The 16,278-nt window shown below is 66.2% G+C and carries 15 protein-coding genes; 11 read left to right on the top strand and 4 right to left on the bottom strand.

The genetic code is table 11. From position 1 onward, the window contains the following. Window positions 1-87: 87 nt before the first annotated feature. Genes pdhA through ACQPXH_RS28325 form a run of 3 tightly spaced genes read left to right on the top strand, consistent with a single transcriptional unit; the run spans window position 88 to window position 3,543 of the window. The gene (pdhA, locus tag ACQPXH_RS28335) at window positions 88-1,200 is read left to right on the top strand and encodes a pyruvate dehydrogenase (acetyl-transferring) E1 component subunit alpha (protein WP_433599514.1); all 1,113 of its coding nucleotides are present in this window, start codon (window positions 88-90) and stop codon (window positions 1,198-1,200) included. Further along, on the top strand, window positions 1,197-2,168 hold the full coding sequence (locus ACQPXH_RS28330; protein ID WP_433599513.1) for an alpha-ketoacid dehydrogenase subunit beta: 972 nt from the start codon (window positions 1,197-1,199) through the stop codon (window positions 2,166-2,168). Before pdhA ends, ACQPXH_RS28330 begins: the two co-directional genes overlap by 4 nt. A gap of 25 nt (window positions 2,169-2,193) precedes the next feature. Further along, on the top strand, window positions 2,194-3,543 hold the full coding sequence (locus ACQPXH_RS28325) for a dihydrolipoamide acetyltransferase family protein (RefSeq protein ID WP_433599512.1): 1,350 nt from the start codon (window positions 2,194-2,196) through the stop codon (window positions 3,541-3,543). On the opposite strand, the gene ACQPXH_RS28320 is transcribed toward ACQPXH_RS28325, so the two are convergent. Continuing rightward, window positions 3,544-4,227, bottom strand: a complete 684-nt coding sequence (locus ACQPXH_RS28320; RefSeq protein ID WP_433599511.1) for a DUF899 domain-containing protein — start codon at window positions 4,225-4,227, stop codon at window positions 3,544-3,546. Between the two features lie 202 nt (window positions 4,228-4,429). On the opposite strand from ACQPXH_RS28320, the gene ACQPXH_RS28315 reads away from it, so the two are divergent. Continuing rightward, the gene (locus tag ACQPXH_RS28315; protein WP_040687025.1) at window positions 4,430-4,792 is read left to right on the top strand and encodes a hypothetical protein; all 363 of its coding nucleotides are present in this window, start codon (window positions 4,430-4,432) and stop codon (window positions 4,790-4,792) included. A gap of 40 nt (window positions 4,793-4,832) precedes the next feature. After that, window positions 4,833-5,585 carry an HNH endonuclease family protein gene (locus ACQPXH_RS28310; RefSeq protein ID WP_433599510.1) on the top strand — a complete coding sequence of 251 codons (753 nt, stop codon included), beginning with the start codon at window positions 4,833-4,835 and terminating at the stop codon, window positions 5,583-5,585. 4 nt (window positions 5,586-5,589) lie between these two features. Here the strand turns inward: ACQPXH_RS28310 and ACQPXH_RS28305 are convergent, their stop codons facing one another. Beyond that, window positions 5,590-6,408: a sulfurtransferase gene (locus ACQPXH_RS28305; protein WP_433599509.1), complete on the bottom strand. Its 819-nt coding sequence runs from the start codon at window positions 6,406-6,408 to the stop codon at window positions 5,590-5,592. Window positions 6,409-6,683: 275 nt separating this feature from the next. Here ACQPXH_RS28305 and ACQPXH_RS28300 point away from each other — a divergent pair, with 275 nt between their 5' ends. From ACQPXH_RS28300 to ACQPXH_RS28280, 5 genes are all read left to right on the top strand, one after another. Continuing rightward, window positions 6,684-7,907, top strand: coding sequence for a benzoate/H(+) symporter BenE family transporter (locus tag ACQPXH_RS28300; protein ID WP_433599508.1), 1,224 nt, complete (start codon window positions 6,684-6,686; stop codon window positions 7,905-7,907). A gap of 75 nt (window positions 7,908-7,982) precedes the next feature. Beyond that, on the top strand, window positions 7,983-8,378 hold the full coding sequence (locus tag ACQPXH_RS28295; RefSeq protein ID WP_433599507.1) for a DUF3224 domain-containing protein: 396 nt from the start codon (window positions 7,983-7,985) through the stop codon (window positions 8,376-8,378). 55 nt (window positions 8,379-8,433) lie between these two features. Further along, the gene (locus ACQPXH_RS28290) at window positions 8,434-11,373 is read left to right on the top strand and encodes a DEAD/DEAH box helicase (protein WP_433599506.1); all 2,940 of its coding nucleotides are present in this window, start codon (window positions 8,434-8,436) and stop codon (window positions 11,371-11,373) included. Then, on the top strand, window positions 11,370-12,137 hold the full coding sequence (locus tag ACQPXH_RS28285; protein WP_433599505.1) for an SWIM zinc finger family protein: 768 nt from the start codon (window positions 11,370-11,372) through the stop codon (window positions 12,135-12,137). Before ACQPXH_RS28290 ends, ACQPXH_RS28285 begins: the two co-directional genes overlap by 4 nt. 492 nt (window positions 12,138-12,629) lie before the next feature. Continuing rightward, window positions 12,630-13,925: a helical backbone metal receptor gene (locus tag ACQPXH_RS28280; RefSeq protein ID WP_433599504.1), complete on the top strand. Its 1,296-nt coding sequence runs from the start codon at window positions 12,630-12,632 to the stop codon at window positions 13,923-13,925. A gap of 64 nt (window positions 13,926-13,989) precedes the next feature. Here ACQPXH_RS28280 and ACQPXH_RS28275 read toward each other — a convergent pair whose 3' ends face one another. After that, window positions 13,990-15,063 (bottom strand): amidohydrolase family protein, encoded by a 1,074-nt coding sequence (locus tag ACQPXH_RS28275; protein WP_433599503.1) that lies wholly within the window; start codon window positions 15,061-15,063, stop codon window positions 13,990-13,992. A gap of 73 nt (window positions 15,064-15,136) precedes the next feature. Continuing rightward, on the bottom strand, window positions 15,137-15,766 hold the full coding sequence (locus ACQPXH_RS28270) for a TetR/AcrR family transcriptional regulator (protein ID WP_433599502.1): 630 nt from the start codon (window positions 15,764-15,766) through the stop codon (window positions 15,137-15,139). Window positions 15,767-15,867: 101 nt separating this feature from the next. Between ACQPXH_RS28270 and ACQPXH_RS28265 the strand changes: the two genes are divergently transcribed. Then, the gene (locus ACQPXH_RS28265; RefSeq protein WP_433599501.1) at window positions 15,868-16,269 is read left to right on the top strand and encodes a Dabb family protein; all 402 of its coding nucleotides are present in this window, start codon (window positions 15,868-15,870) and stop codon (window positions 16,267-16,269) included. Window positions 16,270-16,278 lie beyond the last annotated feature (9 nt).

Genomic DNA, 16,278 nt, shown 5'->3' with positions numbered 1-16,278 from the left:
TGATCACTTGCGCACTTCGCCTACTCGTGGATGCTATGTGATATGGGGCACACCAGCCCTGCGCTCATTGTCAGGAGGCGATCCCGAATGACGAACAAATCCGACTATCCGGTTCAGTTGGTCCAACCCGACGGCCGCCGCGTATTCGACCGAGAACACGCGGCCCTGATCACCGACATCGGGCCCGCCCAGTTGCGCGCGATGTACACGGACCTGGTTGTGACCCGCCGGATCGACACCGAGGCAACCGCTCTGCAACGCCAGGGCCAGCTCGGACTGTGGGCGCCGATGATCGGGCAGGAGGCCGCCCAGGTCGGCTCGGCATACGCGTTGCGCCCCGACGACTACGTCTTCTGCAGCTACCGCGAGCACGCCGTCGCCTACTGCCGCGGCGTCCATCCCACCGAACTCACCCGGATGTGGCGTGGGGTCGCGCATTCCTGCTGGGATCCCGAAGCGGTCAATATGACCAACCCGAATATCATCGTCGGCTCGCAAGGCCTGCACGCGACCGGTTACGCCTATGCCGCCCACCTCGACGGCGCGGAGATCGCGACCATCGCCTACTTCGGTGACGGCGCCTCGAGTCAGGGCGATCTCGCCGAGGCATTGGGCTTCGCCGCGAGTTGGAGCGCACCGGTCATCTTCTTCTGTCAGAACAACCACTGGGCGATCAGTTCCCCCGTCCGGATCCAGAGCGCGACCCCGATCGCGCGGCGTGCCTACGGTTATGGCATTCCCGGCCTGCAGGTCGACGGCAATGATGTGCTCGCCGTCCTCGCCGTCACCAGGCAGGCCGCCGCCCGCGCCCGCACCGGTGGCGGACCGTCGTTCATCGAGGCGCTCACCTATCGGATGGGTCCGCACACCACCGCAGACGATCCGACGCGGTACCGCTCCGCCGCTGAGACCGAAGAATGGGCGCGCCGCGACCCGATCGCGCGGCTGCGCCAGCTGCTGGAACGAGAGTCTCTGTGGGACAACGCATTCGAGCGCCACGTCGATGCGCGCGCCGACGAAGTCGCGCAACAGGTGCGCACCGCGACCATCGATATGCCGGATCCGGCGCCGACACAGCTGTTCGATCACGTCTATGCCACCCCGCATCCGCTGATCACCCAGGAGCGGAGCGAGTACGCGGAGTATCTGGCCGGCGATCCCGGTGACAGTGCCGCGCGACCGGAAGGAGTCCCCACATGATCACGACTTTCGCCGCAGCGCTCAATGCCGGGCTGCGGCGGGCCATGGACGACGATCCGAAAGTCGTTCTGATGGGCGAGGATATCGGCCGCCTCGGCGGGGTCTTCCGAGTAACCGATACGCTGCAAAAGGATTTCGGAAACCGCCGTGTCATCGATACGCCGCTCGCCGAATCCGGCATTGTCGGAACGGCGTTCGGTATGGCGCTGCGCGGCTACCGGCCGGTCTGCGAGATTCAATTCGACGGCTTCGTCTATCCGGCCTTCGACCAGATCGTTTCGCACGTCGCCAAGATCCACTACCGGACACAGGGAAAGGTGACCGCGCCCATCACGATTCGCATTCCGTTCGGCGGTGGAATCGGTTCGGTGGAGCATCACTCCGAGTCGCCGGAGGCGTATTTCGCCCATACCGCGGGACTACGTGTCATGACGCCGAGCAATCCCGCCGACGCGTATTCCATGATCCGCCAGGCGATCGCGCTCGATGATCCGGTGATCTTCTTCGAACCCAAGCGACGCTACTGGGATAAGGCCGAGGTCGATTTCGACGCCGAGGCCATGCCGGTGGATCGGGCCCGCGTCCGCGTCAGCGGTACCGATGCCACCGTCCTCGCTTATGGCGGCACCGTGGCCTCGGCAATTGCCGCCGCGAAAATCGCTGCCGAAGAGGGGCATTCGCTCGAGGTGATCGATCTGCGCAGTTTGTCGCCGATCGATTTCGACACCATCGAGGCCTCGGTGGCCAAGACCGGCAGGTTGATCGTGACACACGAAGCGCCGGTCTTCGGCGGGCTCGGCGCCGAGATCGCCGCGCGGATCACCGAGCGCTGCTTCTACTACCTGGAGGCGCCGGTGCTGCGCGTCGGTGGCTTCGACATCCCCTACCCCCCGGCTAAGCTCGAAAAGCACCACCTGCCCGATCCGGACCGCATCCTCGCCGCGGTCGATCGCTCACTCGCCGCCTGACTACCGCTCACTGAGAGGTGCCACAGTGGAAGATCGTGCCCCCGAGGATGATCAGGGAAATATCCTGGAATTCCGGCTACCCGATCTCGGCGAGGGACTGGCCGATGCGGAGTTGGTGTCGTGGTCGGTGGGCGTCGGCGATACCGTGCAGTTGAATCAGACGATCGCCGACGTCGAGACGGCCAAGGCGGTGGTCTCGCTGCCGTCGCCGTTCTCGGGCACGGTGATCGAATTGCTCGCGCAGCCCGGTGAGACGGTTGCGGTCGGGGCGCCGCTGATCCGGGTGCGCAGTGATCTGGCGGTCGCGCAGGAAGGGGCGAACGGGCGGACGTCGGTACTGGTCGGATATGGGCCCGAGGACGAGACGGTGTCCCGGCGGCGCAGAAGGGTCGCGGAACCGACCGCGCCGCAGGAGAGTTCGGCCGCTGAGCCGGTCGAGTCGGGAACGGCCAGGGCTGCGGCGACCCCCGGTGCGCGCAAACTCGCCAAGGAACTCGGCATCGACCTCTGGTACGTCGCGGGTTCGGGTCCCGAGGGTGCGGTAACGGTCGAGGACGTGCGCGGGGCGGTCCCGGTATCGCAGCCGCGCGCCGCGGCGACCCACACCGACGGCCCGGCCACGCCGACGACGTCATCGGTCACCGATCCGAATGCTGGCATCATCCGCCCCGCGACCCGTGAGGAACGCACGCCGATCCACGGCATTCGTAAACGCACCGCGGCCGCCATGGTGGCGAGCGCGCGCACCATCCCGCAGGCCAGCACCTTCGTCACCATCGACTTCACCGCATCGATGGAACTGCTCGACCACCTGCGCACCACCAAATCCTTCGTGGGCCTGACGCTGACACCGCTGGCCCTGGTCGCCAAATCCGTCCTCGCCGCCCTCGCGGAATATCCCGGCATCAACGCATTCTGGGACGAGGCGAATCAGCAGATCGTCACCAAGCATTATGTGAATCTCGGTATCGCGGTCGCCACCGAACGCGGCCTGCTGGTGCCCAATCTCAAGGAAGCCCAGGCATTGAGTCTGCGCGACCTGTGCCGCGAGATCGGCTGGCTCGCGGAGACGGCGCGTTCGGGCAGCGCCACCCCGACCGACCTGCGCGGCGGCACCTTCACCATCACCAATGTCGGCGTCTTCGGTGTCGACGCCGGTGTTCCGCTGGTCGATCCGGGTGAGGCCGCGATCCTGTGCCTCGGCTCGATTCGCAAGCGTCCGTGGGTATTCCGCGACGAACTCGCCATCCGATGGGTCACCACCATCGGCATCAGTTTCGACCACCGGATGATCGACGGTGAGCTGGCGGCGCGCTTCCTCGCGACCGTCGCCGGATTGCTCGAGGATCCGCTCACGCTATTGGGCCGGATGTAGTCACGCCCCCGGTTCGCCGTAGTGCGCGGCGATGTCTTCGGAGCCGCTCCATCGGCTGTAGGTCGGCGACTGCGGCCACCCCTCGGGCGAGTCCTGCCACTGCTCCTGCCGCCCGTACGGCAGCACGTCGATCAGCGCGAAGCTGTGACTGAGCTGCTCGGTGCCACGGCCGTTGGTGTGCCAGGTGCGATAGACCGTGTCGCCGTCGCGCAGGAATACGTTGACCGCGAATCCGCCACCGGGCGGTGCGCCGACGTCGGTGCCGAACGAACTGTTCGCCGTGGAATACCAGGCCATTTTGTTCCCGACCCGCCGCTTGTACGCGAGTGCCTCCTCGATCGGCCCCTGGGTGACGATGACGAACCGGGCATCATAGTTGTCCAGGAACCCCAACCGGGTGAACTGCGAGGTGAACCCGGTACAACCACCGCACTGCCACTTCTCGCCCGGGAACCACATGTGGTTGTAGACGATCAGCTGTGACTTACCGTCGAAGATATCCGCCAGCCGGACCGATCCCTCCTCGCCCTCGAGGGTGTATTCGGGCATTTCGACCATCGGCAGGCGCCGCCGCTCGGCAGCGATCGCATCGAGTTCTCGGGTCGCTGCCTTCTCCCGGACACGCAGTGCATCGAGTTGGCGCTGCCAGGTTTCAGCACCGACGACGGGCGGCAGAGCATTCATGAGGGTCCTCCCTGATCGTTTTGCGTTTGCAGATATAGACGCGGCCCGGTCGGCGAACTAATCGGTCGCCGGAAAGATCCCTGAACTCGCCGAGATGGACCAGTTACTACCCCTTGGCACCACTTTCGGAACATACTGGTATATCCGCTGGTCATCGCATGAGAACCGCATTTGGGCGTCAACGGAAAGCGGAGGGCAAAGCATGACGATTCTGCTCCAGGTACTCGAGCAGAGCTTCACGCCGACCACGCCGTGGGAACGGCGCAAATTCACCTTTGTCAATGCCGACAAGATCGTCGGCATGCGACTGGACGGACAGTCCGGCGTGTGGCTGGACCTGTCCCGGCCCGGTGAATCACAGCGCCTGGCCCGAACTCTGGACCCGCGTGACGCCGTCACGTTCCTGCTCACCACCTTCGCGAAGATCGCCGAGTGCGAGGAGCGCGGTGGTTCGTGGCTGATAGGACACGACGGCGCGCACACCGAGTCCATTGTGGCCACCAGATTCCCACCCCGGTCAAGTGAAGTCGCCAACGACGATCTGCTGGCTCGCGCCTGGCTGTAGGTCTTGATCGGCTCCGAGGCGCTCCAGCCGGGTTCTACGAATGTCGGTCCATACGGGTACATCTGGCACCGTGCGTGCCGACATCCGACCATGGTTGCCTGCCTTGATCGCGGCGGCGATGTTCGCGCTGTCCGGATGCGCCGAGGTGAGCGGTGGACCGGCCGCGCCCACATCTCGCAGCGGGCAGGGTGAACTCGGTCCGACCCGGGTTCAGCTCGAGCAGCTGTCGGCGTCGGTGCGAGTCGTTGCCGCACGGGGACATCCCGGCGGTTATGAGCGCGGCTGTAAGGAAGGGCAGCGGTGCGTGTTCGGACCGTCATGGACCGATGACTACGACGGTCCCGGCGGTCACGACGGCTGCGATACCCGCAACAACGTACTGAGCGCGCAGCTGATCGGGGTGAGCTTCCGGCCGGGCACCCACGATTGCGTGGTCACCGCGGGCACGCTCGACGATCCGTACACCGGCGAGCGGACCGCCTTCAGCAAGGCCGACGCGGGCGATATCCAGATCGACCACGTCTATCCGCTGGCCGCGGCCTGGGATATGGGTGCGGCGTCCTGGCCGCTCGAGCGGCGGGTGCGTTTCGCCAACGATATCGACGTGAATCTGCTGGCCACCGCAGCGAATGCCAACCAGGCCAAGGGGGACGGCACACCATCGGAATGGGCGCCGCGCACGAACCATTGTTTCTATGCGGGCAAATACCTGACGGTCGCGGTCCGGTACGACCTACCGGTGACCGCTGCGGACAATGCCGTACTGAACGACATTGCCCGCTCGTGTCCGTAGCGAGCTATGCCCCGGTGGCGACCGGGCGTTTCGGGTCGTTCGACCATTGCGACCACGAGCCCGGATACAGTGCCGCTTCGATGCCTGCGGCGGCGAGTGCGGCGATCTGGTGGGCGGCGGTCACACCGGATCCGCAGTAGACCGCGACCGACCCGGACCCGAATGCGGCGAAGCGGTCTTGCAAGACTTCCACGCTGCGGAATCGCCCGTCGGCGTCGAGGTTCTCCGCGGTCGGTGCGCTGATCGCGCCCGGAATGTGGCCCGCCTGCGGATCGACCGGCTCCACCTCGCCGCGGTAGCGTTCGCCGGCGCGTGCGTCGAGCAGTACGCCGGACCATTTGGCGGCCGCATCGGCATTGATGACCGGCAGCTGCCCCGGATTCACCTCGACGTCACCGAGTTCGGGATCGTCCTCCTCGCCGGAGGCGATCGCACCGCCCGAATCGGTCCACGCCGGCAGACCGCCGTCGAGAATCCGCACGTCAGCGATCCCGGCCCAGCGCAGCAGCCACCAGGCCCGCGCCGCCGCCATGCCGCCCGTCGCGTCGTAGACGACCACCGGATCGCCGGTCCGCAAACCCCAGCTGCGTGCGCATTTTTCGAGCTGCGCGGGATCGGGCAGCGGATGCCGCCCGCGCGCGGGGGACGGGGGTGCGGCCAGTTCGGTCTCCAGATCGACGAAGACCGCGCCCGGAATATGTCCGTCCAGATAATGCTGCGGGCCGTCCGGATCACCGAGCGCCCACCGCACATCGAGTAGACGAACCCGCTTGTCCGCCAATACTTCCCGAAGCTCATCCGCCGAGATCAGTACCGCGCTCAACAAAGCTCTGTTCCGCCTCTCCGTTCCGCCTCCCCGAATATTCAGGCCATACTAGTAAGAGCCGCTATGCCTGTGTACAGGTCCTGCGTCGTGTGCCACATCAGTTTTGGGTGTACCCGACGAGCTACCCGTGTACACGCCGAATCAGTTGGTACGTCCACGTTCGAATCGAGTGCGGTTTCGGTGATGCGCCCTAGCCGGATCCCACGCAATTCAGTCCAGTTTCCGGGGACTGGCTGTGACAACTGGACTGATGACCGGGGAGGATTGCAGAAATGTCCAGGCTTTCCCCGGCGCTCGCCGACATCCCGACACCGGTCCACCGTGAGGCGCGGCTCGCCCAGCCGGTCGGGGCCGGAGTCGTTACCGCGCTGGTCGGATTCACCAGCTCATTCGCGGTGGTGCTGAGCGGATTGACGGCGGTCGGGGCCACCCCGGCACAGGCGGCGTCGGGACTGCTCGTGCTCTGCCTCACGCTGGCCATCGGAATGATGCTGCTCAGTTATCGGTATCGGTTGCCGATCACACTGGCTTGGTCGACGCCCGGTGCGGCACTGCTCGCCGGCACCGGCACCGGCGCGGTCGCCGGTGGCTGGGCCGCGGCAGTCGGGGCGTTCGCGATAACCGGTGTGCTGATCGTGATCACCGGACTGTGGCAGCGGCTGGGCAATCTGGTCGCCGCGATTCCGGTGGAGATCGCGCAGGCCATGCTCGCCGGTGTGCTGCTGCCGCTGTGTCTCGCGCCGGTGAAGGCTGTGCAGGCCAGTCCGGCGGTGGTGGTGCCGGTGATCGTGGTGTGGCTGGTGCTGCATCGATTCGCCAAGCGTTGGGCGGTGATCGCGGCCTTCGCGACCGCGGCGATCGGGGCGGGGATCAGTATCGCGGTGCAGCACAAGCATCTCGATCTCGCGGCGATGCGCCCCTCGCTCGTACTGACGGTGCCGCATTGGAGTTGGCAGGCGATGATCGGTATCGCCATTCCGCTCTACATCGTCACCATGGCCTCGCAGAACATTCCGGGCACCGCCGTGATGAAGTCCTTCGACTATCAAGTCCCTTGGCGCGCTTCGATGTCCGTCACCGGTATCGGCACGATTCTGGGTGCACCGGCCGGTGCGCACGCCATCAACCTGGCCGCGATCAGTGCCGCGCTCTCGGCCGCCCCCGCCGCCCATCCGGATCCGCGGCGCCGCTGGATCGCGGCCTGCACCGCGGGTGCCTCCTATCTGATTCTCGCTCTCGGCTCGGCGGCGCTGGTCACCCTGATCGCCACCGCGCCCAAGGGCACGCTGGAAACCGTTGCGGGCCTTGCCCTGCTGGCCACTCTCGCGGCCGCCCTTGCTGGTGCCCTGAAATCCGAACAGCACCGCGAGTCGGGTGTGGTCACCTTCCTGATCGCCGCGTCCGGCGTCGGCTTCCTCGGCATCGGCGCGGCCTTCTGGGCACTGGTCGTCGGTCTTGTCGTGCGCAGGGTGCTCGCCCACCGCCCAGACTCGTGAACCCAGATTCATGAACCCAGACTCGTGAACCCAGACTCGTGAAAGATGTCGGTACCTGCCGTTACGCTCCGCCGCATGAAAGCAATCGGCACGTTCTCCGTCGCCTGCCGCACCCCAACCGATGTCGTGCCGGATCCGGCCGTCGCGACCGCGCTGCCGGTCGGCATCGCGCAGATCGAGAAGGAGTTCGCGGGCGAGATCACCGGACGGTCGACGACCCTGTTCGCCTTCGACCAGGCGACCGGTGCGGGGATGTATGTCGCCATGGAATCGATCGAGGGCGCGCTGCACGATCGTGTGGGCAGCTTCGCGCATTCGGCGACCACCCTCGGCACCGACCGCACCGCCGAGTTCTTCACCATCGTGCCGACCAGCGGCGCCGGTGAGCTGACCGGTATCACCGGCACCGGCGGTCTCACCGTCGACACCGACGGTGTGCACCACATCTGGTTCGATTACGAACTCGACTGAGCAGCGGGCGAGGATGGCCGCAGCGTCTGTCGGGTCCGCCTGATTGGATGGGGTGATGTTGCACGGTCTGTGGTCGCCGGGATCGGGCTTGCTGCTCTGGCAGGAGGCCCCGGTCGCGCTACCCGAACCGTTGGGCGGGGTGCTGGCGGCGTCGAAGTTCCGGCATCGGGCGCAGGTACTGGTCAGCGGGTCACCGGGGACGACCGAGCAGGTCAGGGCGCATGCGATGGTGCCCGCGGCGGCCGCGGTCGCACTGCGACAACGGCTGCCGGTCGATGCGGTTTCGGGGGATCTGCGGTTTCTCGCGCATGTGGCGCACGGTGTCGAACGGTGGGTGCGGGCGGGGCGCGTGGTGCCCGAGCTGCGCCGCGACGACGGGCAGTGGTGGGTGCGCTGGCGGTTGGTCGGCGGCGAGCGTCAGCGTGCTTGGCTGGCGGAGTTGGCGGTGGCGATGCCGCCCGCGCTGCGCGTCGCGGGGAAGCCGGGGATGCTGCTCGAGGATATGGTCACCGAACTCGCCGATCCGATCGTCCGGGAGTTGATGGATCCGCCGCCGTCGGCGCATCCGCTGGTGGCCGCACTCATCGATGACGTCGCCTTGGACGGCGGCAGCCATCAGCTGGCCGAGGTGCTGGAACGCTGGCGGGCGAGTCTGACCGGGGACGAGCCCGAGTTGGTGCTGCGCCTGCTGGAGCCCGAGGGCGATATCGCGCTCGGCGAGGCCGATACCGATGCCGATGACGTGGTGGCGCTGTGGCGGCTGCAGGTCTGTCTGCGCGCCGATGGTGAAGCGCCGAATCCGGTTCCGCTGCTGGGTGATCCGGTGCTGGTCCGCACCGCGATCGAGAAGTTGGGGGAGGCGACGCGGGCCTATCCGCGCCTGCGCGACCTGCCGAACGATCCGCAGTCGATGGACCTGCTGCTGCCGACCGAGGTAGTCGCGGACCTGGTCGAACACGGTGCACACGCGCTGCAGGCGGCGGGTGTGCGGCTGCTGCTGCCGCGCGCTTGGAATATCAGCGCCCCGACCATGCGGCTGCGCGTGGAGAGCGGCGTACCCGCTGCCGAGAGCACCGTCGGCATGCGCGGACTCGTCTCCTATCGCTGGGAACTCGCCCTCGGCGATGCCGTGCTGACCAAGGCCGAGATGGAACGGCTGGTCCGCTCGAAATCGGATCTGGTGCAACTACGCGGCGAATGGGTGCAGGCCGACCACAAGGTGCTGGCCGCCGCCGCCCGCTATGTCGCCGCCCATCTCGACGACACCGAAATCACCTTCGCCGATCTGGTCGGCGAACTCGTCACCGGCCATGTCGAGAAGGTCCCGATCACCGAGGTCAGCGCAACCGGTTGGGCCGCGGACCTTTTGGACCGGACCCGCGAGCCGGTACCGGTGATTGCGCCGGTCGGTTTGAAGGCGCAGTTGCGGCCGTATCAGGAGCGTGGGTTGGCCTGGCTCGCCACCATGAGTCGCTACGGGGTGGGCGGAATCCTGGCCGATGACATGGGGCTGGGTAAGACTGTGCAGATCTTGGCGCTCTTGGTGCATGAATGCGAGGTCGATCGCCAACTGACGCAACGGCACACCGGTACCGCGCGGTCCGAGGGCGCACGCGATGTGAGGCAGCGGGGTGCGGCCCGGCGCCGGGATGACCGCGATGCGCGCGCTGGCGGGCAGGAGGCACCCGGTGGCGACGGTGCGCCAGGGCCGACCCTGCTCGTATGCCCCATGTCGGTCGTCGGCAACTGGCAGCGCGAGGCGGAGCGATTCGCCCCCGATCTGCGAGTTTTGGTGCACCACGGTGTCGGCCGCAAGTCAGGTACGGAACTGGACGAAGCCGTTGCGGGTGCGGATCTGGTGATCACCACCTACTCGCTCCTGGCAAGGGACGCAGTCGAATTGGCGCGGCAGCAGTGGGATCGCGTGGTGCTCGACGAGGCGCAGCACATCAAGAACGCGGGAACCAGACAGGCGAAGGCGGCGCGGGCGCTGCCTGCCCGACATCGGTTGGCGCTCACCGGAACTCCGGTGGAGAACCGCCTCGAAGAATTGCGCTCGATTCTGGACTTCACGCTACCGAAGGTGCTCGGTAGCGCACAGACTTTCCGTGCCCGGTTCGCCGTGCCGATCGAACGCGATCGGGACGAGAACGCCATCAGCCGGCTGCGCACTGTCACGCAGCCGTTCGTACTGCGCCGGGTGAAGACCGATCCCGCCGTCATCAGCGATCTGCCGGAGAAACTGGAGATGACGGTGCGCGCCAACCTGACCGTAGAGCAGGCCGCGCTCTACCAGGCGGTCGTCGACGACATGATGGCCAAACTGAAGGATGCGAAGGGCATGGCCCGCAAGGGCGCGGTCCTCGGCGCGCTGACCAGGCTCAAGCAAGTCTGCAACCATCCCGCGCATTTCCTCGGCGACGGCTCCGGTGTGCTGCATCGCGGCAGTCACCGCTCCGGCAAACTCGGCCTGGTGGAGGACGTCCTCGATGCGGTGCTGGCAGATGGCGAGAAGGCATTGCTGTTCACCCAGTTCCGCGAATTCGGCGAGCTCATCGCGCCCTATCTGATCGAGCGCTTCGGCACGAAGATCCCGTTCCTGCACGGTGGCGTGCCGAAGAAGCACCGAGACACCATGGTCGAGCGCTTCCAGGAACCGGAAGGCCCACCGCTGATGCTGTTGTCGCTCAAGGCCGGTGGCACCGGTTTGAATCTCACGGCGGCCAACCATGTTGTGCATCTGGATCGTTGGTGGAATCCGGCAGTCGAGAACCAAGCGACCGATCGAGCCTTCCGGATCGGTCAGCAGCGCAATGTGCAGGTGCGCAAACTGATCTGCGTCGACACCATCGAGGAGAAGATCGACGAAATGATCAGCGGCAAACGCCAACTCGCCGATCTGGCCATCGGTGCGGGCGAGAATTGGATCACCGAATTGAGCACGGACGAACTGCATCGGCTCTTCGCCCTCGGCGCGGAGGCGGTCGGCGATTGAGTCCCTTCGAGGATTACAGCAAGTACGGCAAACGCCGCCCGGTGCGCGGTGGGGTAGCAGCACGCAGTCGTCGTGGCGGATTCGGACGAACCTGGTGGGGCAAGGCGCTGATCGAGGCGGTCGAGCAAATGGCCGAACCCGGTCGACTCGCTCGCGGCCGCACCTACGCCCGAGCCGGACAGGTTGTGAGCTATCGGATCGAACCCGGTGCGGTCACCGCGGAAGTCCAAGGGAGTCAGCTGCGCCCGTTCACCTCGGTATTCGCCATCCGGCCACTGCGCGACGAGGAACTCGAACTGCTCATCGAGACCATCCGGACCACGCCGGGCGTACTGGCCGAAATCGCCTCCGGTGCGCTGCCGACGAGCCTAGGCGAGCATCTGCTCCCGACAACGGCCGCCGATCTCGATTTCTCCTGCACCTGCCCGGATCCCGGCTGGCCGTGCAAACATGTGGCCGCGGTCTGCTATCTGCTCGCCGAACGTCTTGATGAGCGTCCTCGCGAAATCCTCACCTTGCGCGGCCTCGACCTGGACACCCTTATCGTCGGCATCGAACGCGATACGACCCCGACGGTTTCCGACGACCCCTACGGCGACCGTATCCAACTGCCCGACCTCCCGAAGCTCGAATTCCGCCCCGCCATCGATGATCTGGACCCGACCTTGCTGCGTCGCGCGCTGCGCATGATCGCCGAGGACGAACCGACGGCCGTGGCTGGGCTGCGCGACATACGCGCGCTTTACGAAGCCCTGGGGCGCTGAGTTCGGTTCAGTGCTGTTCGATCGGCCCGGCTACCGGCACGGCCGCAAACGCGGTGTGGCAATGCCGGAAAGCGCGATCACCGAAAGCGGAAATACAGCGCGGCAACACAGCAGAGACCGCCCGCCGCCACCACACAGCCGAGATTGGACAACGACCAGCGGGCGATCAACTGTGGCGCGGCCCGGACCGCGCTGATCACCAGCAGCCCAACAGGCCCACTCCGGCGCTCTAGCGGTATTCAGATCGACGAAGCTGACCCGTCTGTCGCTGTCGAACAAGGTCGCGGAGGTGTGTTTGGACAAGTTCGTCGACCACCTCTTCGCCCGCGGAGTCGGGGCCGTTGAAGATGTGCACGACGAGCAGATGAACCGCTCCGATGAGGCCGATGAGCGTGGCACCGGCCATATGCACGGGTGTGGCCCACCGGGCGGATGTGCCGGTGTGTGTGGTTGGCGCGGTCATCGCGACCTGCCGTGAATAATGGTGCGCAAATGCACACCACGCGGTACCTGCGCGAGATCCAGGCCGCCGACCTCGATCCGCGCGGTCGGCTCGACCTGTTCATCGATCTGGTGCTCGACGACGACGAGCCCGCCGCCATCGAGGTGGCCGTGCGGGCCTGGGCGCTGGACGATCCGATCGCGGCCGCGGCCAAGGAGCGCGTCGGTACCCGGCTCGGTGTGTCGCGCGCGCTGCTCGCGGACTGCGGATACGCCGATGCCGAGCAGACGGCGCAGATCCTTCATCTGCTAGTTCTCGGCGCGGGCAATATCGTGCCGTCCGTGCCGTCCGTGCCGTCCGTGCCGTCCGTGCCGTCTGTGCCGTCTGTGCCGTCTGTGCCGTCTGTGCCGTCTGTGCCGTCTGTGCCGTCTGTGCCGTCTGTGCCGTCTGTGCCGTCTGTGCCGTCTGTGCCGTCTGTGCCGTCTGTGCCGTCTGTGCCGTCTGTGCCGTCTGTGCCGTCCGTGCCGTCTGTGCCGTCCGGTGCCGTCCGAACAGTTGCGCGTCCTCTGCCGCCGGGTGCTGTCATGATCGACGATTTGGGCGCGGCCGTGCCCATCGACCGCCCAGTGCATCGGGTGGTGTCGCTGGTTCCGTCACTGACCGAGGCCGTCGCGGTCAGTCGCCCCGAAGTCCTTGTCGCGGCGACGGATTGGTGCACACACCCCGCGGATTTGGACGTCGAGCGGGTTCGCGGCACCAAGAATCCGAATGTGCGCCGAATCATCGAGCTGGCACCGGATCTGGTGCTGTGCAATCAGGAGGAGAATCGCCGCATCGATGTGGAGCGGCTGCGCGATGCGGGAATCCCGGTGTGGGTCACCAGAATCGAAACGCTGGAAGAGGGTTTCGCCTCGCTGCGCCGACTCTTCACCGAAGCGCTGGACGGCCCGATGCCGGACTGGCTTGTCGAAGCCGAAATATCTTGGGCCGCACCAGCTCCCGCGCCGACGCGCGGTACGGTCATTCCGATCTGGCGCAACCCCTGGATGGTCGTCGGCCACAACACCTTCACCGGCGATCTGGCGGCGCGCCTCGGCCTCCGGCTCGTGCACGCCGACCGCACCGAGCGCTATCCGCACGTCTCCGAGGACGAGCTGACCCGCGATGTGGAACTCGTCCTGCTCCCGGATGAACCGTACGTATTCACCAGATCCGATGGTCCGGAGGCATTCCCCGGCTTGTCTGTCGCTTTGGTCGAAGGCCGCAGCCTCACCTGGTACGGCCCATCCCTGGCCAGCGCCCGCGACACCTTGACCCGCCAAATCGCCGAAGCCTTCATCCCTTGATCGAGCGGTACCAGCCGGGTCCGAATCCTGGGCCGCGAACCTTGCTCCCGCGCTTCGGTTCGGTTCAGGATTCGATTCGGTAGATCCGTTGGGCGTTGGTTCGGAAGATCCGCTCGAGCTCATCGCGTCCGGCGCTGTGCTCGGCGACTGCGGTGGCAATGAGCTCGGCGCTGTCGGCGATGCTCGTAATCGGTTTGTCCACCGGGAAATTGGAGCCCCACAGCAGGCGGTCCGCGCCGAAGACTTCGTAGGCATGTGCGACGAGCGGGCGAATTCGGTCCAGCAGCACCGGAATCGGTGTCGACGTGCCAGGTGGTGGTACCGGGTGGCCGAGGATCGGCATCATCAATCCGCTGACTTTCGCGACCACATTGGGGTTTTCGGCGAGCGCGGTGAGATCGTCGCGCCAGCGGATGAATAGTTCCCGGCGCAGACCTGGATTCGTTCCGGTGTGTTTGCCGACCGGGCCGAAAATCCCTGCGGGCGTGGCGAGATGGTCGAGCACGATCGGGACTTCCGGATAACGTTCGGCAAGCGCCGTCACATCGGGTAGCGCATGCGAATACACCCAGGCCTCGAAAGACAACCCGCGCTCGGCAAGTGCCGCGAAACCGTTGCGGAATTCCTTGGTGGTGAGCGCGCTCGCGTGCTCGGTATAGGGCCGGACATCCGGATCGGGATGGTGTGCGACATGCGCGCGAATGCCGCGCACCAGCGGCGATGCGGCCACATGGGCATCGAGTAGCGCTGCGAAGTCCGGTGCCGCCGGATCGGCATTCCCGATGATCGCGCCGAGTGCCGGATGGTCGCCGCCGAATGGCAGCCCGGCCACCCACTTCGTCTCGTCGGCCCCGGCCAGCGCGCCCTTTCCGGTCCATCCGACCTCGATATGCACGATCGACTCGATCGGGACACCGTCGGCATCCGCGCGGTAATTCGCGGGCAGATATGGATTCGCATAGGCGGTCGGATCCCCGACGAATTCCCGGTCCCGGCGCGGTGCCACCCGCTTGGCCCAATCGATCGGAATGGGCAGCATCCGGAGCAACTTCGCCGTCTGGCTGAATTCGCGCGGCGTGCGGAACGGATCCCACTGATGAATATGGCTGTCGATAATCCGGATATTCGAGAGATCCATGTCCGCCGTCCCAACCACGCTGCAGGCCCTGACATCGCGATTGTCACACGCGCGCGGGCGGGCGCGTTCGGGTTCAGCGGGAACCGTATGCGGACAAGAATGTCCGCACCGCCGCATCGGCGATATCGGCCTGCTCGGCGTCGCTCACCTCGCGAGTGCCGAGCCGCGACCGGGCCTCCAGCGGTGCGGTGAGCAGGGCGAGCAGCTGTTCGGCGGCCTGCGCCGGATCGCTGGTCCGCAGCCGACCCGCCAGAGCGAGTCGCGCAAGTCGATCGGCCAGCGCCTCGGCTATGTGTCGCGAGGTGCGCTCCAGCACGGTGTCGGCCAGGTCCGGAAAGGCGGCGAGCTGCGCGTAGGTCAGCGCACGCAGCGAACGGGCGCGCGCGCCGGAGCATTCCGCGAGCAGCGCGCGCGCCGTCGTAGTGAGGGCGACGGGCAGATCATCGCCTGGCTCGCGCAGGCGATCGACGATCGCCAGGGTTTCGGCGGCCACGGTATCGGCGGCGGCCAGCACGGCGTGCCGGAACAGGGTCTGCTTGTCATTGAGGTGGTTGTAGACCGTCGGTTTCGCGACGCCCGCCTCGTCCGCGATCTCCTGCACACAGGCCTTGTCGTAGCCGCGCCGCGCGAAGACGGTGAATGCGACGTCCAGGATCGCCTGCCGCTTATCGATGCGCCCGCGCGCCGCCGTCGTACCCGTCACCCCTGCATACTAGCGCCCGGTTGAACTTGCGGGTTCACTCTTGTGCATCTACCAGGCAGTTATCTAGATTGAACTCAGTGGTTCAAAACTGGGAGGTATCCGTGATCGTTCATCTGTTGCGCTTCGGCTTCCGCGAAGAGACCACCGAGGCGCAGAAGGCCGAGGTACTCGCGTTGATGAAGCGCACCGCCTCAGTCGAATCGGTGTCGTTCGCGACCGTCGGCCAGAATCTGGGCGACGTGAGCGAAGGGCTGACCCATGCCTATTGTGTGGGCATCGAGGATCTCGATGCGATGGAGCGCTACCTGCACGATCCGGTCCACCTGGCCGGGGATCCGCATATCGTCCCGCACTTCCAGAAGATCGCCATCGGTCCCGATGTATCGGATGAGCCGGATCCCGAACTTGGCGACAAGATCATGGCCCTGCACAACGCCAAGGTGGCGAAGTATCCGGAGTGGGCGCGTCAGATGGATTCGATTCCGGAGGTGCGAATCTTCTGACGGACCAAC

The organism is Nocardia sp. CA-135953, from assembly GCF_050955735.1.
Taxonomy (GTDB): domain Bacteria; phylum Actinomycetota; class Actinomycetes; order Mycobacteriales; family Mycobacteriaceae; genus Nocardia.
The sequence above is the reverse complement of the archived record's forward strand: the minus strand, read 5'-3'. Positions and strand labels throughout refer to the sequence as shown.